The 24,387-nt window shown below is 41.6% G+C and carries 26 protein-coding genes; 17 read left to right on the top strand and 9 right to left on the bottom strand.

Annotated elements, in window-relative coordinates:
* Nucleotides 1–136: 136 nt before the first annotated feature.
* Nucleotides 137–388, top strand: coding sequence for a succinate dehydrogenase assembly factor 2 (locus S4054249_RS15675; RefSeq protein WP_039608706.1), 252 nt, complete (start codon nucleotides 137–139; stop codon nucleotides 386–388).
* 160 nt (nucleotides 389–548) lie between these two features.
* Nucleotides 549–779, top strand: coding sequence for a hypothetical protein (locus S4054249_RS15670; RefSeq protein WP_069953170.1), 231 nt, complete (start codon nucleotides 549–551; stop codon nucleotides 777–779).
* A gap of 1 nt (nucleotide 780) precedes the next feature.
* On the opposite strand, the gene nadB is transcribed toward S4054249_RS15670, so the two are convergent.
* A complete protein-coding gene (gene nadB / locus S4054249_RS15665; RefSeq protein WP_046354762.1) occupies nucleotides 781–2,376 on the bottom strand; it encodes an L-aspartate oxidase in 1,596 nt (531 codons plus the stop codon).
* Nucleotides 2,377–2,623: 247 nt separating this feature from the next.
* On the opposite strand from nadB, the gene rpoE reads away from it, so the two are divergent.
* The 10 genes from rpoE to pdxJ all read left to right on the top strand — a co-directional run bounded on the left by rpoE (nucleotide 2,624) and on the right by pdxJ (nucleotide 11,075).
* Nucleotides 2,624–3,205 carry an RNA polymerase sigma factor RpoE gene (gene rpoE, locus S4054249_RS15660; RefSeq protein ID WP_046354763.1) on the top strand — a complete coding sequence of 194 codons (582 nt, stop codon included), beginning with the start codon at nucleotides 2,624–2,626 and terminating at the stop codon, nucleotides 3,203–3,205.
* Complete coding sequence (locus S4054249_RS15655; protein ID WP_046354764.1) at nucleotides 3,206–3,811, top strand: sigma-E factor negative regulatory protein; 606 nt, start codon at nucleotides 3,206–3,208, stop codon at nucleotides 3,809–3,811.
* Nucleotides 3,812–3,817: 6 nt separating this feature from the next.
* Nucleotides 3,818–4,768 carry a MucB/RseB C-terminal domain-containing protein gene (locus S4054249_RS15650; RefSeq protein ID WP_046354831.1) on the top strand — a complete coding sequence of 317 codons (951 nt, stop codon included), beginning with the start codon at nucleotides 3,818–3,820 and terminating at the stop codon, nucleotides 4,766–4,768.
* Complete coding sequence (locus S4054249_RS15645) at nucleotides 4,765–5,214, top strand: SoxR reducing system RseC family protein (protein ID WP_046354765.1); 450 nt, start codon at nucleotides 4,765–4,767, stop codon at nucleotides 5,212–5,214. The genes S4054249_RS15650 and S4054249_RS15645 overlap by 4 nt, the downstream gene beginning before the upstream one ends.
* Nucleotides 5,215–5,281: 67 nt before the next feature.
* Nucleotides 5,282–7,069 (top strand): translation elongation factor 4, encoded by a 1,788-nt coding sequence (gene lepA, locus S4054249_RS15640; RefSeq protein WP_046354766.1) that lies wholly within the window; start codon nucleotides 5,282–5,284, stop codon nucleotides 7,067–7,069.
* A gap of 15 nt (nucleotides 7,070–7,084) precedes the next feature.
* Nucleotides 7,085–8,020 (top strand): signal peptidase I, encoded by a 936-nt coding sequence (lepB, locus tag S4054249_RS15635; protein WP_046354767.1) that lies wholly within the window; start codon nucleotides 7,085–7,087, stop codon nucleotides 8,018–8,020.
* A 2-nt stretch (nucleotides 8,021–8,022) separates the two neighbouring features.
* Nucleotides 8,023–8,700, top strand: coding sequence for a ribonuclease III (rnc, locus tag S4054249_RS15630; protein WP_023398667.1), 678 nt, complete (start codon nucleotides 8,023–8,025; stop codon nucleotides 8,698–8,700).
* Complete coding sequence (gene era, locus S4054249_RS15625) at nucleotides 8,690–9,589, top strand: GTPase Era (protein ID WP_039608715.1); 900 nt, start codon at nucleotides 8,690–8,692, stop codon at nucleotides 9,587–9,589. Before rnc ends, era begins: the two co-directional genes overlap by 11 nt.
* A complete protein-coding gene (gene recO, locus S4054249_RS15620) occupies nucleotides 9,590–10,336 on the top strand; it encodes a DNA repair protein RecO (RefSeq protein ID WP_046354768.1) in 747 nt (248 codons plus the stop codon).
* A gap of 4 nt (nucleotides 10,337–10,340) precedes the next feature.
* Nucleotides 10,341–11,075 (top strand): pyridoxine 5'-phosphate synthase, encoded by a 735-nt coding sequence (gene pdxJ / locus S4054249_RS15615; RefSeq protein WP_046354769.1) that lies wholly within the window; start codon nucleotides 10,341–10,343, stop codon nucleotides 11,073–11,075.
* 50 nt (nucleotides 11,076–11,125) lie between these two features.
* Here pdxJ and bcp read toward each other — a convergent pair whose 3' ends face one another.
* Nucleotides 11,126–11,596, bottom strand: coding sequence for a thioredoxin-dependent thiol peroxidase (bcp, locus tag S4054249_RS15610; RefSeq protein WP_046354770.1), 471 nt, complete (start codon nucleotides 11,594–11,596; stop codon nucleotides 11,126–11,128).
* Nucleotides 11,597–11,605: 9 nt separating this feature from the next.
* A complete protein-coding gene (locus S4054249_RS15605) occupies nucleotides 11,606–12,139 on the bottom strand; it encodes a glycine cleavage system protein R (RefSeq protein ID WP_046354771.1) in 534 nt (177 codons plus the stop codon).
* Between the two features lie 311 nt (nucleotides 12,140–12,450).
* Here S4054249_RS15605 and bamC point away from each other — a divergent pair, with 311 nt between their 5' ends.
* Nucleotides 12,451–13,512, top strand: a complete 1,062-nt coding sequence (bamC, locus tag S4054249_RS15600; protein WP_046354772.1) for an outer membrane protein assembly factor BamC — start codon at nucleotides 12,451–12,453, stop codon at nucleotides 13,510–13,512.
* A 65-nt stretch (nucleotides 13,513–13,577) separates the two neighbouring features.
* Complete coding sequence (locus S4054249_RS15595) at nucleotides 13,578–14,948, top strand: YjiH family protein (protein WP_046354832.1); 1,371 nt, start codon at nucleotides 13,578–13,580, stop codon at nucleotides 14,946–14,948.
* A 39-nt stretch (nucleotides 14,949–14,987) separates the two neighbouring features.
* Here the strand turns inward: S4054249_RS15595 and S4054249_RS15590 are convergent, their stop codons facing one another.
* A complete protein-coding gene (locus tag S4054249_RS15590; protein ID WP_235611257.1) occupies nucleotides 14,988–15,185 on the bottom strand; it encodes a DUF2897 family protein in 198 nt (65 codons plus the stop codon).
* Nucleotides 15,186–15,450: 265 nt separating this feature from the next.
* Between S4054249_RS15590 and S4054249_RS15585 the strand changes: the two genes are divergently transcribed.
* The gene (locus tag S4054249_RS15585; RefSeq protein WP_046354773.1) at nucleotides 15,451–16,785 is read left to right on the top strand and encodes an ankyrin repeat domain-containing protein; all 1,335 of its coding nucleotides are present in this window, start codon (nucleotides 15,451–15,453) and stop codon (nucleotides 16,783–16,785) included.
* Between the two features lie 72 nt (nucleotides 16,786–16,857).
* Here the strand turns inward: S4054249_RS15585 and S4054249_RS15580 are convergent, their stop codons facing one another.
* Nucleotides 16,858–17,217, bottom strand: coding sequence for an outer membrane protein assembly factor BamE (locus tag S4054249_RS15580; RefSeq protein WP_046354774.1), 360 nt, complete (start codon nucleotides 17,215–17,217; stop codon nucleotides 16,858–16,860).
* Between the two features lie 66 nt (nucleotides 17,218–17,283).
* Here S4054249_RS15580 and S4054249_RS26055 point away from each other — a divergent pair, with 66 nt between their 5' ends.
* Nucleotides 17,284–17,703 (top strand): GIY-YIG nuclease family protein, encoded by a 420-nt coding sequence (locus tag S4054249_RS26055; protein ID WP_343223825.1) that lies wholly within the window; start codon nucleotides 17,284–17,286, stop codon nucleotides 17,701–17,703.
* Here the strand turns inward: S4054249_RS26055 and S4054249_RS15575 are convergent.
* From S4054249_RS15575 to ilvC, 4 genes are all read right to left on the bottom strand, one after another.
* Entirely contained in the window at nucleotides 17,586–18,407 is an 822-nt protein-coding gene (locus tag S4054249_RS15575) for a M20/M25/M40 family metallo-hydrolase (RefSeq protein WP_167354848.1), read from the bottom strand. The genes S4054249_RS26055 and S4054249_RS15575 overlap by 118 nt on opposite strands.
* Before the next feature lie 52 nt (nucleotides 18,408–18,459).
* Entirely contained in the window at nucleotides 18,460–19,650 is a 1,191-nt protein-coding gene (locus S4054249_RS15570) for a tetratricopeptide repeat protein (RefSeq protein ID WP_046354775.1), read from the bottom strand.
* 98 nt (nucleotides 19,651–19,748) lie between these two features.
* Complete coding sequence (locus S4054249_RS15565) at nucleotides 19,749–21,653, bottom strand: methyl-accepting chemotaxis protein (protein ID WP_046354776.1); 1,905 nt, start codon at nucleotides 21,651–21,653, stop codon at nucleotides 19,749–19,751.
* Nucleotides 21,654–21,834: 181 nt separating this feature from the next.
* Entirely contained in the window at nucleotides 21,835–23,307 is a 1,473-nt protein-coding gene (gene ilvC / locus S4054249_RS15560) for a ketol-acid reductoisomerase (protein ID WP_046354777.1), read from the bottom strand.
* Nucleotides 23,308–23,436: 129 nt separating this feature from the next.
* On the opposite strand from ilvC, the gene ilvY reads away from it, so the two are divergent.
* Nucleotides 23,437–24,330 carry an HTH-type transcriptional activator IlvY gene (ilvY, locus tag S4054249_RS15555; protein ID WP_046354778.1) on the top strand — a complete coding sequence of 298 codons (894 nt, stop codon included), beginning with the start codon at nucleotides 23,437–23,439 and terminating at the stop codon, nucleotides 24,328–24,330.
* Nucleotides 24,331–24,387: the final 57 nt, after the last annotated feature.

The following is a 24,387-nucleotide window of genomic DNA, read 5'->3' as shown; positions in this document are numbered from 1 at the left end:
ATTCTTAATAATGACTATCCGCTGTACAGTGTTGCGCTAGCGCAATAGAAAGTCGAACACATTTTCCTGATTGGCGAGTATCGGTTATACTGCCTAACGTGATGTATTTGTGTTAAATAAGAGGTATTTGAGCAATATGGAACAATTGTATCCAAAACCCCGCATTAAGTGGGCCTGTCGACGTGGCATGTTAGAGTTAGATGTATTGCTTGAGCCATTTGTTGATGAGGCTTATGACCAGTTAAGCGATGCGGATAAGCTTGTCTTCCAACGATTGTTAGAGGTCGAAGACCCAGATCTGTTTGCGTGGTTTATGGGTCATGAAAAATGCCCTCATCCAGACCTAAATAATATGGTGCAATTCATTCTTGATAGAGTCCGCGTATAGTATCTCTTTTCAAAGCAATATATTAGACCGCAAAATACTTGTGGTCTTTTTTATTTGTCTCGCATTTTTTCTGTGTCTAATTGCGCCATCACTGTGGTGGGGTAGCGTAATACTGAGTTACATTGGTTATTTGCACGCCCTCAAACACTCGATCAAAGTTATGCCGGCATCAGGTAACCTAGTGTTACTTGAGAAAGATGCTTGGATTCAGATATCGCAACAAGATGCGATTTTTGAAGGTGTGATAAGACATGCACAACGACATGCAACGTTTTTGATCTTTGAGATACACAGTAATTGTGGCAAAAAGCGCAGGCTTGTATTTGTAGATAATGCAATGGACTCAGTAAGTTGGTGTCATCTGAATCGCATTGCATTGCAGACAAACTAGGTTATGGTTCTAATATTGTTGGCTCGGGTTTGTCGTGTTGTTCAGGGTAATCTAACGTATAGTGAAGCCCTCGACTTTCCGTTCTTGCTAATGCGCTGCGAATAATGAGCTCAGCAACCTGAACTAAGTTACGCAGTTCTAATAAGTTATTACTGACTCTAAAGTTGGCGTAGTATTCATGAATTTCTTGCTGCAATAACTCCACACGCCTTAATGCACGCTCTAGTCGTTTTGTTGAACGGACGATACCGACGTAGTCCCACATAAATAATCTGAGTTCGTGCCAATTGTGCGTGATCACAACTTCTTCATCAGAGTCGCTTACTTGGCTTTCGTCCCAAGGAGACAAGGCAGTGGTTTCTGGCTGTGTGTTAATATTCGACAGAATGTCCTGCGCAGCAGCATGTGCAAAAACGATGCACTCAAGCAGGGAATTGCTTGCCATACGATTTGCTCCATGTAACCCGGTATAGGCAACCTCACCAATGGCATATAAATTAGCGATGTCAGTTTTGCCATTGAAATCTGTCATTACACCACCGCATGTATAATGGGCTGCCGGTACAACAGGAATAGGTTCTTTGGTGATATCCAAGCCAACACTCAAGCATTTCGCGTATATGGTAGGGAAATGTTCGATAATAAAGTCTTTATTTTTATGAGAAATATCCAAATAGACACAGTTTGCGCCTAAACGTTTCATTTCATAATCTATCGCTCGCGCAACAACATCTCGTGGAGCAAGCTCTTCTCGGTCATCAAAATCTGGCATGAATCGTGTGCCATCAGGGCGTTTTAAATGTGCGCCTTCGCCTCGCATTGCTTCTGTGATCAGGAAGTTTTGTAATTTAGGGTGGTATAAACTTGTGGGGTGGAACTGATTAAATTCCATATTGGCCACTTTACATCCGGCACGCCATGCCATTGCAATACCATCACCGCTAGATACATCTGGATTTGAGGTATACAAATACACCTTACTTGCACCACCTGTCGCCAAAGCAACGTATTTTGCAGCGATAGCTTCTACACAATTATGCTTTCTGTTGTAAACGTATAAACCTTTAACCCGTTTGTCTGATGGTGTTTTACTTGTGATAAGGTCGATAGCATTATATTGCTCTAATACTTCAATGTTATTATGTTCAAGAACGCGATCAACCAAGGTGGTTTGGACTGCTTTTCCGGTTGCATCTGCAGCATGCAATATTCGCCGGTGACTATGGCCCCCCTCACGGGTTAAGTGATAGCGCTCTTTGCCCTTACTATCAAATTCCATGTCAAATGGGACACCTTGTTCTATTAGCCACTTTAAGCACTTTTTGGCATTTGATGCTGTGTAATGGACAGCTTCTCTGTCACATAAGCCACCGCCAGCTTTTAGGGTATCTTCAACATGAGACTCTATGCTGTCATTTTTTTTATCAAACACAGCGGCAATACCACCTTGCGCGTAAAGTGTTGAGCCTTCTTTTAACGCTCCTTTACTAATAACAGTAACTTGGCAGTGATTAGCCAAAGAAAGGGCGAGGCTGAGTCCGGCTGCGCCGCTACCGACAATAATAACATCTGTCTGATGCTGCATTTTTTTCTTCATGTTAGTGATTCTTAGCTTTTAAAGTTTCATTACAACTACAAAGATAGCGTCTATCATATATCAATAACACGCGTTCATACCAAATAAAAAGCGTAGTTGTATATCGTCTACGACGAAGTAATACGGAGTATTTTAAAAAAAATATTAAAAAAACAGAACTTTTTATTCATGGTGGAGTCAGACTAGCTGTAAAATGATGGCAACACTGCGCGAATATAAGTAATAACAAAGAGGAGTACCGGCTCGAATGAACGAGCAGGATTTGGATTTAGAATTAGTTAGAAAAGTTCAGCAAGGAGACAAAAACGCTTTTAACCTGCTGGTTGCCAAATATCAAAATAAGGTGGCGGCGTTGATATCTCGATATGTATCTAACTCTGGTGATGTAGCCGATGTGGCTCAAGAGGCTTTTATTAAAGCGTATAGGGCGTTACCGAATTTTCGCGGTGACAGTGCTTTTTATACTTGGTTGTATCGAATTGCAGTGAACTGTTCTAAAAACTACTTAGTGTCACAGGGGCGTAAAGCGCCTGCGAGTGATATTGATGCTGAAGAGGCAGAAGTGTACGACGGTGCAGATCAACTTAGATCCAACGCGTCACCTGAAAGCTTGCTTCTCAGTGATGAAATTAAAGCGGTCATCTTCAAGACGATTGAAGAGCTGCCTGATGACTTGAAAACGGCGATAACTTTAAGAGAGATCGAAGGAATGAGCTACGAAGAAATCGCTGTGGTAATGGAGTGTCCTGTAGGTACAGTCAGGTCACGAATTTTTAGGGCACGTGAAGCCATTGATAAAAATATTAACCCACTCATAGGTAAAGATTAAATGACGCAGTCAAAGTTTGATGTAAACAATGAGCAAATGACGTCTGAGATATTGGATGCAGAACGCAAACTAAATGCAGAGAGTCAAGCTCAATTAAATGCAGACAAATTTGTTCGTTACTCGCTGATAGGCGATGTGATGAGACAAAAAGAGCAGGCGACACCTTGCATTGATATCACAGCAAGTGTAGCGGCGGCCATTGCAGAAGAACCTGTTTACAATATGACTGATGATGTTTCGCAGCCGGCGCAACAGAAAGAAGAAAGTAATGTAGTACAGATGTCATTTTGGCGTAAACCATTATCACAAGTCGCGATCGCAGCGAGTGTTGCTTTGTGTACAGTTGTGGGTGTGAATAACTTTATGCCGCAAAATGGCATTGATACACATGCACCTGTGTTACAATCTATGCCTTTAACAGGCTCTGTTTCACCAGTGAGTTTATCATCGGAGCCCGCGATGCAGTCGGCTGAGCGTGGTGTAAGAGAGTTACAAAAACAGCGCATTGGTGCACTGGTATTGGAGCATCAACGCCAATCTAGAATGGCCCATGCCTTGTCAAAAAATAGTAAGCAAGCAGATAAGGTTAACAAAGAGGAACAGTAAACCTTGATTAAATGGCTCGTGGTTTTACTGGGTATATTATGTAGTACCCAGATGTACGCCAATGAAAACATAAATGCACGGCAACTTCTTAAAGATATGTCACTGGCTGTGCAAGAGCGTAATTTTGACGCCTCCTTTGTCGTGGTGAAAGGTAAAGGCATGGAGCCATACCGATGGTTACATGGTCAAGTTGAACAAACTGATCTAGAAATCTTAACCCTATTAAATGGTGCAGGTCTTGAGGTTGTGCGAGTTGACGATGTGGTCACGTATTTTGAACCTCAAACTGAGCCATACTCTCTTAGCACCGATGTGATTGACGGTCCAATTCCAGAAGCTTTGCTTCGCGATATTGGTGCGCTTGACCACAGTTATGACTTTGTATTAGGTGGAAAAGAGCGAATTGCAGGGCGGCCTGCTCAGCTAATTAGATTAGTAGCCAAAGATGAAACTAAATATAATTATTGGTTGTGGGTAGACTTACAATCTGCATTACTTTTGAAAGCTGCCTATGTGAATCAGCGCGCTGAGGTTTTAGAACAGTTACAGTTAACACATATTTCAGTCACGGAAAAACCAGCTAGTCAATTGTTAGATCTTAAAGAGAAGAAGTTACCCACGCCAGTTACCGCCACGGCTGATATAACACATGTGAAGCAGCAAAATAATTGGCAAATTGGTTGGCTGCCAAATGGGTTCCAGCTGTTAAAGTCAGATAGGCATAAGCTTGATTTAAACAATGAGCTGGCGGATTACTTTTTGTATTCTGACGGGCTAGTTGAGGTCTCTGTTTTTGTTCAGCGACCGCTGACTGGTCAGCGTGCCAGTGGCGCATTGACGTCAGGTGCAACAACTGTATATGTACATAATGCAGGGGCATTTGATGTATCTGTCGTTGGCAAAGTCCCCGTTGAAACGGCCAAATCTATCGCAGAATCAGTAAAGCGTTCTTTATGATTGAACAAACACTCACCGTGTCTGAGTTAAAAGGAAACACAGCTTGGCTGATCTCAGAACAAAAACCAGCATGTGAGGGCTGCAATGGTAAATGCGGCTCTCAAGTTTTTAGCAAGCTTTTTGGTACCCACAGAAAAGCGTTCCCGCTCTCTATTTCTCAGAAATTAAGTGTTGGCCAAAAGGTTAAATTGGCGCTCGATGACAGCAAGGTTGTCCAGCACGCGCTTTGGGTTTACCTATTGCCTTTGATCATGGCATTTATTGGCATGTTCAGCGCTTTACTTCTTTTTTCTTTGTCAGAACCGGGGCAGATTGGCTTTGCGGCTTTTTTTGCGCTTTTAGGCTTTTTGGTAGCAAAAAAGAAGGGCCAAAGTCTAAAACATGAGGTAAAAGTGATAAAAATTTATCCAATTAGCCTTCCAGTTACGCAAATAGATGGTGATTAGGTCAAATAAATTGTAAAATCGTCGTTTAATCTCTATTTGTGAATAACAGAAGTTTAGAATCCAGTATATGAAGCATATCCGTAACTTTTCAATTATAGCCCATATAGATCATGGAAAATCGACACTTTCGGACCGCTTAATCCAGGTATGCGGTGGCTTGTCAGACCGCGAAATGCAGCAGCAAGTACTGGATTCAATGGAACTCGAGCGTGAGCGCGGTATTACGATTAAAGCGCAAAGTGTTACCTTGAACTATACAGCACAAGATGGCGAAACTTATCAGTTAAACTTTATCGACACACCAGGACACGTTGACTTTACTTATGAAGTATCGCGTTCTTTAGCTGCCTGTGAGGGAGCACTGTTGGTTGTTGATGCAGGTCAAGGTGTAGAAGCGCAAACGCTTGCTAACTGTTACACAGCAATTGAAATGGACTTAGAAGTCGTTCCAATTTTAAATAAAATTGATTTACCTCAGGCTGATCCACTGCGTGTTGCAGAAGAGATCGAAGAGATTGTAGGTATTGATGCATTAGAAGCTGTCCAGTGTAGTGCAAAAACAGGTTTAGGCATCGATGCCGTCCTAGAAGAAATTGTAAAGGAAATTCCTCCACCAGAAGGAGATGTGAATAAGCCGTTACAAGCTTTGATCATCGACTCATGGTTTGACCCTTACCAAGGGGTTGTATCACTTGTACGTATTAAACATGGTCAATTACGTAAAGGTGAAAAAATTAAGATTATGTCTACGGATCAAGTTCATATCGTAGATAAAATTGGTATTTTCACACCAAAGCAAACTGAGACAGGTGCACTAACAAGTGGTGAAGTTGGTTTTATCATTGCGGGTATTAAAGACATCCATGGTGCACCAGTTGGTGATACGATAACGCTTGCAAAAACGCCAGCAGAAGAGACTCTGCCGGGCTTCCAGAAAGTGAAGCCGCAAGTGTATGCAGGTATGTTCCCAATTTCTTCAGATGATTACGAGAACTTCCGTGATGCACTGAATAAACTGAGCTTGAACGATGCCTCTTTGTTTTTCGAGCCTGAAAACTCTACTGCATTAGGCTTTGGTTTCCGCTGTGGCTTCTTAGGTATGCTTCACATGGAAATCATCCAAGAACGTCTAGAGCGTGAATATGATATGGACCTTATAACCACTGCGCCAACGGTAGTGTATGAGGTTGAAACAAAAGATGGTGTAATTCAAATTGATAACCCGTCAGATTTACCGCCAGTCAATGACATCATAGAGATCAGAGAGCCAATTGTAGAAGCGAACATCTTGGTACCACAAGAGTACTTAGGTAACGTAATTACGCTATGTATAGAAAAACGTGGTGTACAAACTAAGATGAGCTATCACGGTAATCAGGTTGCAGTAACTTATGAATTGCCTATGGCTGAAGTGGTAATGGACTTCTTCGATAAATTGAAATCGACTAGTCGTGGCTTCGCATCGCTAGATTATAACTTTAAGCGCTTCCAAGTATCTGACATGGTTCGCTGTGATATTCTCATTAATGGTGATAGAGTGGACGCACTTGCGATCATTGTACACCGTGAAAATTCACAAAGCCGAGGCCGTCAGTTGGCTGATGCTTTGAAAGAGTTAATCCCAAGGCAGATGTTTGATATTGCGATTCAGGCTGCAATTGGCAACCACGTAATTGCCCGTACAACAGTGAAACAGTTACGTAAAAACGTAATTGCGAAATGTTATGGTGGTGACGTGAGTCGTAAGAAAAAGCTATTACAAAAGCAAAAAGAAGGTAAGAAACGCATGAAGCAATTAGGTAACGTTGAAGTACCGCAAGATGCGTTCCTTGCAATATTAAAAGTAGGTAAGTAACAGGAATTATTATTTATGGCAGGTTATTTTTCGGTCTTTCTCGTGCTGTTGACTTTGGGATCGGGCCTGATCTGGTTAATAGATCACTTAGTGTATGCACCAAAACGTAAGGAACGTATTGCGCTTGCTCAAGGCGCTTCAGAGCAGCCTTTGGACCAAGAAGTTATCGACCAGATAGCGCCTGTGCCTGCCATAACTGATAGTGCAAAGTCTATCTTTCCAATGATTGCGGCAATTACAGTGTTTCGATCATTTATTTTTGAACCGTTTCAAATTCCGTCTGGTTCAATGATGCCAACGTTGTTGGATGGAGACTTTATTTTGGTACAAAAGTTTGCGTATGGTATTAAAGACCCGGTATGGCGTTCTCAGCTAGTTGAAGTTGATGATCCAGAGCGTGGTGATATTGCCGTATTCAAATTCCCGTTGGACGAGCGTATTGACTTTATCAAGCGTATTGTCGGTTTGCCTGGTGATCGTATTGTTTATCGTAATCGTCAGCTTTTCATTCACCCCAAGTGTGAAGAAGGCGAGCAAAGCCGAAATGGACTAGCGTGTGGTGAGTTTAACAAGATTGACGTTGAGATAGTTAATCGCGATGAATTCAAGCAAGGCACTATGCCACTAGTACGTTTGACAGAATCTCTACCTAATGTTGAACATGATATTTTAATTAACCCGAAAGCACTGGAACTGTCAGAGCGTTATTACCAGCAACCTGGTACTCGCCGAGACGAGTGGGTCGTTCCAGAAGACAGCTATTTTGCTGTTGGCGATAATCGTAACAATAGTCAGGACAGCCGCGTATGGGGCTTTGTTCCTAAAGAAAACTTAGTTGGAAAAGCTGTATTCATCTGGATGAGTTTTGATTTTGAGAACGGTCCAGATAGCTTATTGCCAGGCTGGGTTCCAACAGGGGTTCGTTTTGAACGCCTAGGTAATATTCAGTAACAATGAAAAAGAACGTCACAGAATTATATAAAAAGATAGGCTACGATTTTGCAGATCAAGCTTTGCTTGAACAAGCAATGACGCATCGTAGTCACAAAGGTCAGCATAATGAACGCCTAGAATTTCTAGGCGATTCTATTTTAAGCTTTGTTATTGCAGATGCTTTGTATCACAAGTTTCCAAAAGCACGTGAAGGTGATTTGAGCCGTATGCGTTCAACTTTGGTCCGTGGACAAACACTTGCAGAGTTTGGTGTTGAGTTTGGCTTGGGAGATTACCTAAGGCTTGGTCCTGGTGAGCTCAAAAGTGGTGGCTATCGCAGAGAGTCAACTTTGGCTGATGCGGTAGAAGCGATTATTGGCGCGGTGTTTTTAGATTCAGACATCGAGACCTGTAAGACGCTTGTACTTAAGTGGTATAAAAGCCGTTTAGAAGCTATCTCGCCAGGGCATAATCAGAAAGACCCGAAAACGTTGTTGCAAGAGTACTTGCAGGCGAGAAAGCTACCATTACCTGCCTATCAGGTGATTGATACTAAAGGGCAAGCACACAATCAGACATTCACGGTTGAGTGTACTGTAAAGGGTATGGATAGTATTATTTCTGTGGGTAGTTCACGCCGTAAAGCTGAACAGAAAGCCGCAGAGCAAGCATTGAAGATTTTAAAAGATGAATCCTAACACCCATTGCGGCATGATTGCGATTGTTGGCCGCCCAAATGTAGGCAAGTCCACTTTGCTCAACAAAATTGTTGAGCAAAAGGTCAGCATCACATCTCGCAAACCGCAAACGACACGCCATAGAATTATGGGGATCCACACTGAAGATAACTATCAAGCTGTCTATGTGGATACGCCTGGCCTTCATATAGAAGAAAAGCGTGCAATTAACCGTTTAATGAACCGTGCTGCAAGCAGTTCAATCGGTGATGTTGAACTCATTATTTTTGTCGTTGAAGGGACGCTTTGGAACCAAGATGATGAAATGGTTCTAAACAAGGTAAAAGACAGTGGCCGTCCTGTCTTGGTCGTGATGAACAAAAGCGATCAAGTTAAAGAAAAAGAAGAGATTTTGCATCATATGCAATGGCTCAGTGAGCAGCATGATTTTGTTGGTATTGTGCCAGTTTCTGCGAAAATCGGTAAAAACATCGACATGGTAAAAGAAGAGGTTAAAAGCCGTCTTCCTGAATGCGAGTTTTATTTTCCAGAAGATTATGTCACTGACCGCTCGATGCGTTTTCTTGCTGCAGAAATTGTCCGTGAAAAGCTAATGCGCTTTATGGGTGATGAACTTCCTTATTCCGTGACTGTTGAAATTGAGCAGTTTAAATGGCAAGACAACGGTGTATGGCAAATTAACGCTCTGATATTGGTTGAACGTGAATCGCAAAAGCGCATGGTGATCGGTAACAAAGGCGAAAAGCTTAAAGTTATTGGCCGTGAAGCACGTCGAGATCTTGAGGACATGTTAGACAACAAGGTGTTCTTAGAACTGTGGGTTAAAGTTAAATCTGGTTGGGCTGATGACGAGCGTGCGCTACGAAGCCTAGGGTACGGAGAAGACTGATTGGATAGTGACTTTCGACAAGCATATTTGCTCCACCGACGACCGTATAGAGACTCGCAAGTGATGCTAAATATGCTCGTTGAAGGCATCGGTCAACTTTCTATGTTGGCTAGGATCAAAGGCAAACGTGCATTGCGTCAGAATGCATCCCTACAGCCTTTTACTTGTCTACTGATCCGCTATGCAGGTAAGTATGACCTGAAATATTTAAATGACTTTGAGATCCAATCTCCACCATTGATGTTTAAGGGCACAGATTTATACTGTGCTTTTTATCTTAATGAGCTATCCCACCGTATTATCCCTGTCAATGAACCGCTCGATCATGTATTTTGCTTGTATCAGCAACACCTCAAACAGCTCTATGGTATTGGGGAAAATATGACTATCGTTGCTCATGGAGCGTCGTCAAAAAGCCCTGCTAATAGTGAACAAATTGAGGCCATCTTGCGTAATTATGAGTTCCAGCTGTTGTATGAACTTGGGGTTGGTATCGAATTTGATTACGACGCTTTTGGTGCACCCATAGAAGAAACAAGTTATTATCAATTTGTGAGAGAGGTGGGCTTTTGTCCCAGTGATGACATACAGCGTAGTTTTTCAGGTGAAACCTTGCTTGCTATCGCACATGGAGAGTACAGCTCTTTGCTCTCTAGAAGGCAAGCTAAAGCATTAAGCCGTTATTTATTAAAACCTTTGCTAGGTAGTAAACCACTTAAAAGCAGAGAACTTTTTCAACCAAGGTAGAGTAATGAAAGATATTTTATTAGGTGTCAATGTTGACCATATCGCGACGTTAAGACAAGCTCGTGGCACCAGTTACCCTGATCCAGCCCATGCCGCGGCTGTGGCTGAGCACGCAGGTGCAGATGGTATCACAATTCACTTACGCGAAGACCGTCGACATATTCAAGATAGAGATGTGTACGTAATGGCCAAGACCATTCAAACACGTATGAACCTTGAAATTGCCGTGACAGATGAAATGTTAGATATCGCCTGTGAGGTTAAACCTGAATATGTTTGCCTTGTGCCTGAAAAGCGCGAAGAGTTGACAACAGAAGGCGGTTTGGATGTCATTGGCAATCAGCAGAAAGTGGCCGAAGCGGTTGAAAAGCTGAGCGCAGCTGGTATTAAAGTGTCTTTGTTCATCGATGCGGATAAAGCACAAATCGACGCGGCGAAAGCGACAAACGCGCCTTACATTGAAATTCATACAGGTGCTTACGCTGATGCAAAATCAGATAGTGAACAAGATGCAGAGCTTGAGCGCATTCGAGAAGGCGTGCAATATGCAGATTCCATTGGCATTATTGTAAATGCAGGGCATGGGTTGCACTATCATAATGTTAAGCCAATCGCGCAAATGCCTGAGATTTATGAATTGAATATCGGCCATGCCATTATCGCGCGCGCAGCCATAGATGGGTTAGAGAAAGCTGTCAGAGATATGAAGCGCATTATGCTTGAAGCACGACAAGCGTAATTGAGTAGTACCCTGATATGAAAAACCCAGCCTGAGCTGGGTTTTTTTAATTACTGAGCTGAAAGGTGGTCAATGACGACCTGATGATGTTCTTTGGTCTTAAATTTGTTAAAGACGTGTTTAACGACACCATCTTGTCCGATCAGAAAGCTGATGCGGTGAATACCATCGTATTCTTTACCCATAAACTTTTTCAGACCCCAAACACCAAATGCATCTGCAATCGCATGGTCTTCATCTGACAGCAGGTCAAAGTTAAGCTCTTTTTTGGTTTCAAAGTTTTTAAGCTTTTTAACCGGGTCTGGGCTAATGCCTACAGCAACCGTATTCAATTGAGCAAGTTGCTCTTTGTGGTCGCGAAGTTGCTCAGCTTGCACAGTACAGCCTGGTGTGAGTGCTTTAGGGTAGAAATAAACCAAAACCTGGTTTGCTTCGAGCAATGTGCTCAACGCAACTGTTTCACCATTTTGGTTTTCTAATGTAAAACTAGGTGCGTTATCACCTGCTTGTAATGTATTCATTAATGATCCTTAGCGAATGCGTCTGAAAACATAATGTACGTTTGAAATACTAGATAGTTCTTCAAACTTTATTTTAAATTGTTCGAAATCTAATTCTGCGGGCGTATTGAATTCTAGTTCGCACCGCATATGTAGCGCGTCGTCTTCCTCAAAAGTGTCAGATTTAAGTGAACAGATACTGATATTTTGTTCAGCAAAAAAACGTGTTACGCGACTTAGTGTGCCTTGTGTATCAAGACCAGTATATTCTAGTGTGTATCCTGCACTAAACTCATTTTCTGTATGACTTGACGTTCGTTTCATCATTGTCAGCAAGCCAAGTTCCATACTTTTTACGGGTAAGGTGTGTTCAACTCGACTGATACCAGCTATATCTCCAGAAAGTAACATGGTAAAGGTGAATTCGTTACCGAGAATCGCAATGCGGCTATCAATGATATTACAGTTACACTCGCTGACGAGTTGAGTGAGCTCGCTAACAATGCCAGATCTATCTTCCCCTATAGCGGTTAAAACAAGTTGATGTGAAGTAAAAGTAGTCATACCGACGTCCTAGTTAGCTTTCGCCAATGTGAGTCATAGAGGTTGCATTTAAATGTTATAGCGGCGAATACTATCATAGATTAAATGTCAGGCCTACTTGTTAACTGGGATTGTAATGCGTCATCGATTAGACAATTCGCTCGTGAGCTCCTTGTGTTTGCTTAGTTTGCCAAGTAACATAGTGCAGATTTTTTGAAATTTACCTTTCGGACTAAGTCGAAATTAGTGTGATTGGCAGTGAACCATTTCAGCATTCCTTAATCTTAAGTGAAAGAATAATTAAATAGTGGGTTTGCTAAGGAGTTTTATTAGTGCAGTATTGGGTCCCTAAAGCGCTAACGTTAAGCGTTATACTCGGTTTATCAGGTTGTAGTGTTTTTACAAATGACACGCATCACAAGAAAAACTATCGTATTCACGAGCCTGTGCAAGCACCCGCAGGTCTCGAGCAACCATACCAAGATAAAGAATTCCAAATGAATGTTGCTGTTTACGAAAATGATGCGGAACCTCAGAGCTTTCGCCCGCCGCAGCAAGTTTTAACGCTGGCAAAGGGTAGTTGGGCAGAAGACAAAGAAGATGTTGCGCGTATTTACTTTGATAAAAACGATGGCATAGAAGCTCTAGATGACTTTATTTGGGCAGCGGTTGAAGGCGTTATTAATAACCATGAGTCTTCAATTGAGAATGACGATCGACGCAATGGCAAGCTCACCACTGGTTGGTATTCCATTATCGAAGCAGAAGAAGGGTGGTTTTGGGAAACTGTAACTGAAGTATCTAAGCAGAAGTTTGAATTTACTCTTTCTCAAGAAGATCACCAACGTACCGCTTCGTTAGAGGCAAAACTAGTCGACTATCAAAGTGATGAAGTCGAATTAGACGGCATGTTACGACAGCAACTTGAGGTGCGTGCACTGAATGAAGTTGTAGCTGAGTTCGATTATAGATACCGTTTGCTAGAAGTTGAACTACGTAAGCAACAAGGTGTACTTTCACTGGAACTTGGATACGATAAAGCAGGCAACGCAGCGCTAATCACACTGGCAGACAGGGGCACCGTAATGGAGCGTTTGTCTAACTTCTTAGAGCGCGTTAATTTCACCATTATTCGCATTGATGATGACACCAGTGAAGTGCTGGTTAGATACCAGCAACCTGAAAATAGTGTGTGGGATTCAATTTGGGGTGAAGAAGCGCCAACACTGGCTTTGGAAGATGGTGATTATACTATTTTAGTAGGCACCACTGATGATGAGCAGACCTCACTGACTTGGTCTGATGCAGAAGGCAATGTGCTTGACGCAACAACCATGGAAACGCTTCAACAGGGCCTCGTAGCTGCCCTGCGTAATCGCGGGCTAAGTATATAATTACAAACCGCTAAGTAGTTCAGAAAAGAGCGAAAGCTCTTTTCTTTTTTTGGGATTTAGAAATGATGTCAGACACAACGCAAACATCGCCTGTGAATTGGAGAACTTGGTTCGCATTCCTTGTACCATCATTGATTGGCGTGTTCCTTTTTATGACACCTGTTGCAATTGGTGATGCAATGACGATTCCAATTGCTGTGCTAGCAAAAGAGCTACAGAATTTGACTAGTTCTTTCATACATGCGCTTATCGTATCGATTGTCTGTATTACAGGTGTGTTGAGTATCGTCATTAAGCTGTTTAAACCCGCCGCGGTATTGAAAAATGATTTAGTTAGACACCTTTTTGATGTGAGCTGGATATGGGTTGTGACACGTCTTTTTGGTATGTTGTTTATTTTAATGACATTCTTTAAAGTTGGGCCCGAGTTGATCCATTCAAGTGGTACAGGGGCTTTAGTGTTAAATGATCTTCTACCTGTACTCTTTTCTGTGTTTGTTTTTGCCGGTTTACTGCTGCCACTGTTATTAAACTTTGGTTTGTTAGAGCTGGTTGGCACATTACTTACCAAGGTCATGAGACCTTTATTTGGTGTACCAGGGCGAAGTGCTGTTAACTGTGTTGCATCATGGCTAGGAGACGGTAGCGTTGGTATTTTGATGACTTCTCGTCAATATGAAGACAAGCATTATACACAACGTGAAGCGGCTATAATTGGTACGACGTTTTCTGCCGTTTCAATTACATTCTGCTTGGTCGTCATTGGTCAGGTTAAATTAGAACATTTATTTGCCCCTTTTTACCTGACGGTGTGTGCCGCAGGGGTGGTCGCAGCGATCATTGTACCTAGGCTTCCTCCACTGAGTTTCAAAAAAGATGTGTATGTTGATGGTACAACGCATAATCAAGACTCTGAGGCGGTGCCAGAAGGCAAGACATTATTTGGTCATGCATTAGATGTCGCTTTGCAAAAGGCGCACAATGCACCGGGTGTCAAAGGGACTGTAAAAGAAGGTGTATCCAATGCGCTAGATATGCTGTTTGCTGTATTACCTGTTGTGATGGCCGTGGGGACATTCGCATTAATTATTGCTGAAGAAACGCCAATTTTTCAATTCCTAGGCCAGCCTTTCATTCCATATTTAGAATTATTACAAGTACCAGAGGCGGCCAAAGCTGCTGAAACGATTGTGGTCGGTTTTGCTGACATGTTTATTCCATCCATTTTGGCAGCGAGTAATATTGAAAGTGATGTCACGCGTTTTATTATTGCGGCGCTAAGTGTGACACAACTAATTTATATGTCAGAAGTTGGGGCGCTATTACTAGGTAGCAAAATTCCAGTCAATATCTTCGAGTTATTTGCAGTATTTATCTTAAGAACACTGGTAACTCTGCCTGTCATTGCTTTGATGGCACATTGGTTGGTCGGTTAGTTTATCTCCTCATAGTGAGTACTTAAGGGTACTCACTACTTATTTTCGTTCTTCTTTTTCTTCTTGTTTATCGTTGTCTTCTGGTTGCTCTGGTTTGATCTGCTTATCTAATTTTGCTTTTACATTAAACTTATTTGCGTATTTGAGTAGCATAATATTGCCAATCACATAGCCAAACACCGCGATGATGATTAATATTACTTTCCAAGTTTCTAATTTTTCCAAAATGGTACTCACATTTTTGTTCAGCTCAGATAAATGTGTATCCTATAGGCTGAAACGAGTTGGTATTACTCAGTGTAATACAGTCTACTAAAATCATCGTCTTTGTACGAGTTTATAACTTAGCCTCTTTAAAGTTTATTATATATGTAAATAGTGTGAGATATTCGCAGCTTTTTAGGTTTACACTTGGTATTATCTTGCAGGCTGGCAAGGGTGAGTGTCCTTAGTACTCAGCAAAAGTAACTTTAATAATATTATTTAAATGGTTTGTGCATCCATGGAGCAAGTTTTAATTTGGCCCTCTCAGTTTCCTTTACTCCTAAAAGGCCTTGTGGAAGATAATGGCGCATTCATCCTTGATGCACTTGAGGCATGGCCTGAATGCGATGTGCTTAAAGATGAGCAGGGCGTTACTTCCCAAGTTTTGCCACCGATATTTTACGTTGCATGGCTAAAGCCACTAGACCCGTTTGAATCGTGTTTTTTTCAACATATTGATGAATACGATGACGAGCAGCATAGCTATGTTGCAGAGCTATTGAAGCATATTGAGCAAGCGGGGATCAGTCGAGATGATTTAACCCTAAAGTTACTTGGTTGCTTATCGCAGTACTCAAGCATTGCGTCTCAGGCTAAAATCCAAAATAAAATATCCTTTGTCGACTTACTTTTGAAAAATCAGCAATTTAAAACGTTGTGTTGGCTACTGCCTCAGTGCTTCAGGTTAACACCATCACAAACCTGCGAACTGTGGCTGTCGGGTGGTGAATTAAGTCAGACCTGCCTTGCTAAGCACTACAAAGATGTACTAGAAAATACGGCTTTGACGCAAGCTGAAGCGGTAAAGTATCTGAATGAAGGACATGATTGTGAGGGGTTGCTGACACTGCTATGCAACGAGGAAGAGCGTTTACAGATCCTTGATAATGCCCTGTTGGAGCAAGTTATGTCGGGGGCAGCTAAGCAGTCCAATATGCTCTCTTTGATTGAAAAAGGTGCGAGAGGCCATGGTGCTGACAGCGCAGGTAAGTCTGCAATGATGTGGATTGTTGAGAAAGGGTTTGTTAGTGCTGCAAAAGCGCTCAGAGAGTTCCACTGCGGTGTATCATTAGACGATTTGGGCAGAAATTTGATGCATTACGCGGTACTGTCTAATTCTCGACCTATGCTAGAGCTTGTAGAAGGTATGGGTGTGGACCCGAGACTTGCAGATGCGTCTGGTTGTACACCTTATCGTTTAGCCACAGAGAATCAGTCAGTAAACTCAAAAAAATACTTGGAAAAGCGTGGCATTATTGAGCTAAGTGACCATGCTAAGTATCAGCGTATATTAAGGGTTTATACACTGAAAGCGTTGACAATATTGCTTTTGCCATTACAGCTTGTGTTGTTTTTAGATGCATCGCGTGACAATAAGTTATCTATGATCTTGCTTATTTCAAGTGCAACCTTGCTCATTTTTGCTTTGGCAAGATTATTAAAGAATAGACGGCTTTTTCCTGCCACAAAGTTGCCTTTAAGCCTGCGTTTTTTAGGGGCGCTGAGCTGGGTAAGCTTATCAATTCAAGCTGTTTTTACACTCATTATGTGTTTGGCGGTGGTGAGCATTTAATCGTTTAGAAGAGGCGAGTTATTATCTTGGTAGGCAGGAGAAAATCCTGCCCATCGTAAGCTACGCTATAAATTAGTTGTTTAACGGTGTATTAAACTCTGCAGGTATTTCAAAATCTCCTGTGAGCTTTACCAATTTATCGTTTTCAAAATGCACGATTAAGCTTTTACGTATTTCTGACTCTCTATCAATGTTAAATACGTACTTATAGTGCCACTTTGAAGAATTAAACGCATCTTTTGCAACGGGCGTGCCTAGAACGAACATAACTTGTTCTTTAGTCATTTCGATTCTGAGTTTGTCGACATCTGATTGTTCTAAAAAATTGCCTTGAGGCACATTTATCCTATAAACCCAGCTTGAACAACCGGACAAAAATATAGTCATGATGGCGGCTACCAGCCAAGTCAAAAGGGGTTTATTGTACTGCATGTATGTGTATCCTTATTTTAGGTTATTACGAATGATACAGATTGCATTAAGAAGGTAAAGTAGATTGTGCAATTCGACTGTGCAATTTGGAAAAAGTTTCTAAGATCGAGAAATTTAAATGTGAGTAAAAGTAATCAAGCCAATACACAATGGTATTTATATATTGTCGAAAATAGATTAGGTCACTGGTATACAGGGATAACCACAGACTTACATCGTCGACTAGCGCAACATAACAATGGTACAGGTGCTAAGAGTTTGCGTGGTAAGGGACCTATATCACTCATCGTGGCTGTGTCTCATTTATCCAAAGTAGATGCGGCCAAACTTGAATGGCAAGTAAAGCAGCTTAACAAAGCTCAAAAGCGTCAATTAGTGGCTGAGGCATTGTCTGAAGTTTGTGAGCGCACAAATTTAGTGATTGCATTCGATACTTGCGTGAGCTTTTCAAAGTTGATCTCATCAAATGTATCTTTAACAGAGTGATGATTTTTGTCCAAGCCCGCACCAAAATAGATAAAAGGGATATTTGCTCTATGAAATGGATAGTGGTCACTGGCTCTAAGCCAATCAATCTGAGGAGCGTTTAAGCGCCGAGCCATGATTTTAGCTGAAAAATACAGTCGAAATTTTATTGGTGTGGCGTTAAATGTGGTAGTAATATCACTTTTTAAGGGCTGTAAAGATCTTGATGCTAGTGCATATAACTTATTCTTTTTCTGTAAGTCGAGCATATCCAGATTGATGTTCATATAAACTTCTCGACCGGCCAGCTTTTTTACAAAAGCTTTGGCCCCATGAAGTCCCTTTTCTTCTGCGTCTGTGGCGACATATATGATGTCTCGATTGATATCTTCGTTATGTAGCTGCTTTGCAATGTCTATCATGACCACCACCCCAGATGCATTATCATTTGCACCCGGAAAGTATCGACTTCCCCGCTTCCCTAGGTGGTCATAATGAGCAGTAATTACAATTGGCGGCTTACATTGTATGCGCTTGCAGTATTGTGTTGCGACTACGTTGTGCCCAGTTGCAGAGTCAAAAAAGCCGAACTCGAATTCAAACTGTTGAAATTGAACGTCTAAATTATATTTTTGTAATTGTCGGGTAATATAGTATGCACTGCGATGTGGGGTCGCCCCGCCTGAAGGTCTGCCTTCAAATTCGGGGCTTGTTAATATCAGCATATCTCGCTCTAATAGATATGCTTTGGAACTAAAGAGCACTAATATGAGAAGGCTAATTTTTCGCCACTGCATCTAACCATTCCAGTTTGCCTTTGTATTGTATTTGATTGTGCTCAAATTCAGCTAAATCAAGTGCACGTTTCATATGAATTTTGGTGAGTTGGATATCTCCCTTTGCGTAATACGCTTTTGCCAGCGCAAAGTGTCCTTCATGTAATTTATTGTTTAGCTTTAACGCATTTCTATAATGTCTAATCGCTTTGCCAATATTACCATCTTCCATGGCCTGATTACCTAATGTTAGAACATAATATGGGTTAGATTTGCGAAATTGATGTAAGCTTTCTCTAATGACTTCTGCTTGTTCGGCCCTGTCTGTCAAATCGTATAACACTGCTAGATTGCCTCTTGCGGTATTATTGTCCGGATCAAGTGCAATGGCTTGTTCGTAAAGGCGTTCGGCTGTATTTAAATCTCCAGCCATTCTATACAGTATGGCCAAATTCGCCCAGGCGCTAGAATAGTTTTGATCCATATTAATGGCTGCATAGAAATAGCTGAATGCCAAATCATACTGGTTTTCAACCATATTGATCGCACCTTTGTTGTTGTAGAACATCGCAGTGACCCGCTCTTTACTTATTGGGGTGGTTTTGAATGCTTGCTGTCTACTGTTGGGGTCAAAGTCAATGGTCAATGTTCTTGGTGAGGTATGAAGTACTTGCTTTGTGAAATATTTGGTTCTGTCTTCGTGTATTTTCAGGTTGATATGACCACTTAAAAAATTATACCCACGGCTGGTAGCCCAATACTCAGGTACATGTACCCTCTGAAACTCGGCTTCTAGATTTAAAAACTCGGACAAGCTATAAGACAAAATCGACAATGATAGGCAATTTGCATTTAAATTTTGATATGTTTGCGATGCAGTGAGATTGGCATCGCTCATATATGATAATGATGCATCTCCGTTTTCCAGCAAAAACTGCATGATCAGTTCAGCATGTTTAAGCTCGGGTTGGCTATCTTGCCGGAAGTGTTTTTCTAACGACGTAATGATTTGTTCATCTAAAACAAATATTTCTTTTTGAGACTCTACTTTTAATGTCTTAAATGGCGCCTGTTTAAGAAGGGCGAGATTGTGAGGGTTAACTGGAGGGATCGTTTTACATCCGCTAATTATTATACTGATTGCTACGAAAAATGTAGTCAACAGAACGCTTTGAAACTTTGATTTCATCATAGTTACTCCCAACAGCCTTTCTTATTAGACTAGCGAAACTTGGCAGTAAATAAAGAAAAAATTGTTACAAAGCGTTGCGTAATATCTGTACTTAAGTCCTAAAAGCTTGCAACCAATTTATCCAATGCCTTAGCTGAGTCAGCTAATTGTTGAATAGCTTGCTCTGTACTTAATTGGTCATTCATAACCTCATCACTGATGACACTGATTTGCTCAATACTTCTACCTACATCAACGACTACGTTACTTTGCTGTTCCGTAGCTGTTGCAATTAGAGTGGTCATATCATTGATCTGGTTTGCTGTTTCAGTAATTTTATCCATCAGTTCAACAGACGTTTGCATCTGTGAAACACTTTGTTCTGCCTGATTAGATGACAGTGCGATTTGTTCCACTATTGAATCGGACGCCGCTGTGAGCTCAGTAATGGTTGCTTGGATCTCGTCAGTAGATTGAGATGTACGGCTGGCAAGTGCTCTGACTTCATCTGCAACGACAGCAAATCCTCTGCCGTGCTCACCAGCCCGAGCCGATTCAATTGCCGCATTCAAAGCAAGTAAATTCGTTTGTTCAGAGATAGCCCGTATTACATCTAAAATATTTGCAATTGACTGGGTCTTACTGGCAAGCGTTTCCACCTGTGTAGCCATATTTTGTATATCGGTGGCTAATTCCATTAAGGTTTCTTGGCTAGTTTGGACACAGTGATGACTTTCTTGAGAACTTTCTTTACTCGCCAATGTAAGCTTCGCTGTATTATTTGCACTACCTGCGATTTCCTGCACAGTTGCAGCCATTTCATTGATGGCTGCGGCAACTGATATCGTTTGGTTTTTTTGCTCATCTAAAGATTGTGAATTGCGCTGTGATTGCTCAAATACCAATTCACTGGCTGCGCGAATATCTCTACTTTCAGTCGCAACCTTGGTAATCGCGCTTTCAATTTTATCGATAAATTGATTGAACCCATCGCCTAGCGCCGCTAACTCCGGTTGCTCTGAGCGCGGTACACGATAGTTGAGGTTGGCATCGCCACTACCCAATTGCTTAAATACGTCTGCCATCTTTAATAGTGGTGCACTTAGAGTACGTGCAAGTAGTACGCTGAAAATACTCGCAATAAATGCGATAATAAGTGCAAAAGTCACAATTTGCCACTGTAGTTCAGTCACTTGTGAAAATACTTCTTGCTGGGGCACTTGTGCGATAACGTACAGATCTGTGTCAGGGATGCGATTGGCAGCAACCAGAACAGCTTGATCTTTCGTTGTTAATTTAAGAATGTTTAGTCGAGAATTGTTGAGCAGCTCCGTCGCTGAACGAACGCCATAAAAGTCAGACAGATTTGACTTTGCGACCAAACTTGCATCTGGGTGCAGCTGCGTTTGCCCTTCCTGATTAACAACAAACACAAAACCACTTTCCTCTATACGCATATTGGCAAGTTTTTGTTGCATATCGTCGATGCTTTTGGCTAATCCTGCTAGACCAATTCCATTTGTCTGCTGGTGATTTACAAACATTTTTACATCACCAGGAGATTCTTGAAATATACTAATAGAATACGCTTTTCTACTCTGTGTAAACGCAAAGAACCAGCCGTCTTGTTGCGTATTTAGCACTCTTAAAAAGCCATCTTGATTCCAGTATTTGTTATTATTTCTGTTCGCCCAAGATGCTGTTGCTAAGCCGTATTGCTGCTGCAGTCTTTTAAGTTCATCCAGTAATAGGGCCTCATTAAGCTGGTCATTTTGTGCTGCATCAAGAATAAACCGATTACTGGAAAGTTGCTCGGCCGCATTTTTCAATACCACAATTTCTTGCTCAAGTGACTTGGTGATACTTTCAACTTTGCTTGGCAGCTCAGAGCCAAGCATTCTAGATTCAACCATAGACTTGGATTGATAAATTGAAATAAAGCCAATTAAGCTAGCAACTAATATTGCTGTGACACTACCTAGGATGGTGATTTTTTGAGTGATTGTAAAGCTTGTGTTACTCATTTAACCTACAGAAACTGATTACCGCGTGGCGATAATTCTACCATGGTCAATAATTAACACATATAGATTTATTTGTTATGTCGTATTTATTTCTTACTTTTCTATTAAATAATCACTTAAATGTATGAAAAAAAGCCCAAAGTTTTCACTGTTGGGCCTTGGTTCTAACAAGCGAACTGTTTTATACGATTCGTTTCATGGCAGACATATGGCCGCGCAACTCTGTACCAATAACCTCAACTGGGTGCCTTCTAATTACACTATTAACAGAGATAAGCTTCTGATTATCAACATAGTTATCTTCTTGGTTTAAGCCTGCACCAATAACATCACTGTTGATTTTCTCCATAAAAGGCTTTAATAGAGGTAGACACGCATGGTTATATAAGTAACACCCATATTCAGCTGTATCAGAGATGGTTCTGTTCATCTCAAAGAGCTTTTTACGGGCAATAGTGTTAGCAATAAGTGGCGTTTCGTGTAAAGACTCATAATATGCAGACTCTTCGATAATGCCCGCTGCAGTCATTGTTTCAAATGCCAGTTCAACGCCTGCTTTCACCATAGCAACCATCAGGATACCTTTGTCGAAAAAGGTTTGTTCTGAGATGTGCAGCTCAGTATTGGCCTGTTTTTCAAATGCGGTTTCAGCGGTTTCTGAGCGCCATGCTAATAATTTTGCGTCACCTTCCGCCCAATCAGCCATCATACCACTAGAAAATTCACCGCTGATGATGTCGTCCATATGTTTGTTATACAATGGTGCCATGATGTTTTTGAGTTCTTCGGCCAATTCAAATGCTTTGATTTTTGCTGGATTGGATAACCTATCCATCATGTTGGTAATACCACCATGTTTTAGTGCTTCTGTGATCACTTCCCAGCCATACTGGATTAATTTAGAGGCGTAATCAGGGGCAATACCTTGTTCGACCATTTTATCAAAGCAGAGCAGGGAGCCTGTTTGTAGCATACCGCATAAAATAGTTTGCTCACCCATCAAGTCAGATTTAACTTCAGCAATAAAAGATGAGTTCAGAACCCCCGCTTTATGACCACCAGTTCCCGCGGCATACGCTTTAGCTTGTGCGAGCCCTTTTCCTTCAGGGTCATTTTCAGGGTGAACGGCAATTAGCGTCGGCACGCCAAAGCCACGTTTATATTCTTCTCTTACCTCACTGCCGGGGCACTTTGGTGCAACCATGATAACCGTAATGTCATCTCTGACTTGCATACCTTCTTCTACAATATTAAATCCATGGGAATATGAAAGTGTTGCGCCTTGTTTCATCATCGGCATGATGGCTTCGACAACAGCAGAGTGCTGTTTGTCAGGTGTTAAATTCAGTACTAAATCCGCAGTAGGGATTAAGTCTTCATAGTTGCCTACGACAAAGCCGTTATCGCTGGCGTTTAAGAATGATTGTCTTTTTTCATCGATGGCAGATTGTCTTAGTGCATAAGCAACATCTAAACCAGAGTCTCTTAGGTTTAGGCCTTGGTTTAAGCCCTGTGCGCCGCAACCTACAATCACCAACTTTTTACCTTTAAGAACTTCTACGCCATCATTAAACTCAGATGGATCCATAAACTTACATTGAGCCAATTGCGCAAGTTGTTCGCGCAGCGGTAAGGAGTTGAAATAATTCGCCATGTTAGGTCCTGCTTTGTCGTCTTTAAATTATATGTTTGTGTTACAACCAAGATAGATTGAAGTAATGCTTGCGTAAAATGATATATTTAAATTATTGTATTTCATATTTTGAAACATGGAGGGGTTTTGATGGACCACAAACAGCTCAACTATTTTCTGGCTTTGGCTGATACTTTGCATTTTTCAAGAGCAAGCGAGAAGTGCTACATTAGCCCACCAACATTAAGTCGCCAAATCAAGCAGCTAGAAACTGAAGTTGGTACACCATTATTTATTAGAGATAACCGCAGTGTGTCTTTAACACCACAAGGTAAGGCATTTGTGCACTATGCTCAGGCTACACTGGCTAGTTGGCGACAGTTTAAAAGTGAGTGCCAGGACGACTCAAAACCGTTGACTGGTGAATTAAGTTTGTATTGTTCAGTGACGGCTTCTTATAGCTTTATTTATGATTTGTTTGCACGTTATCGTAAAGAGTATCCCCATGTCGAGCTAAACTTGATGACTGGCGATCCCGCATATTCAATTTCTCAAGTACAAGGGGATTTGGCTGACGTCGCGGTCGCGGTGAAACCGGCTTCGTTACCTCAGGGGGTTGAGTATCAATCAATTGGTCGTTCGAGGTTGGTGTTTATCGCTCCGACGATGACATGCCCCCTAACTGAACTGTTGAATGAGCACAGCAGTGGTAGCCTTCCGTGGGGGAGCCTACCTTTTATTGTGCCAGAGCAAGGGGTGCTTAAAGACAGAATTGATGACTTTTTTAAACGTATGTCCATACAGCCTCAAGTATACGCGCATGTTTCCGGTCATGAAGCCATGGTGGCATTAGCAAGCTTAGGATTTGGCGTAGCATATATCCCAGAAATCGTGCTGTCTCAAAGCCCATTTAAGAATCAAGTTCAACAGTTGAACTTACAGTCTGAAGAGATTGATATTGGGCTGGTCGTGAAGAAAAAACGACTTCAAGATCCGGTAATTAATAAATTGTTTTCAGTATCTAAAGGAATATTTAATTCGTAAAGCTGATGTTCAGGTAAGAGGAGTAGACTCGCAAAAAATTAAGGTATTTTGAACAGA

Origin of the sequence: Pseudoalteromonas luteoviolacea (assembly GCF_001750165.1) — a bacterium.
GTDB lineage: Bacteria > Pseudomonadota > Gammaproteobacteria > Enterobacterales > Alteromonadaceae > Pseudoalteromonas > Pseudoalteromonas luteoviolacea_G.
Note: the sequence above shows the minus strand (reverse complement) of the source record. Positions and strands in the feature narration are given on the sequence as shown.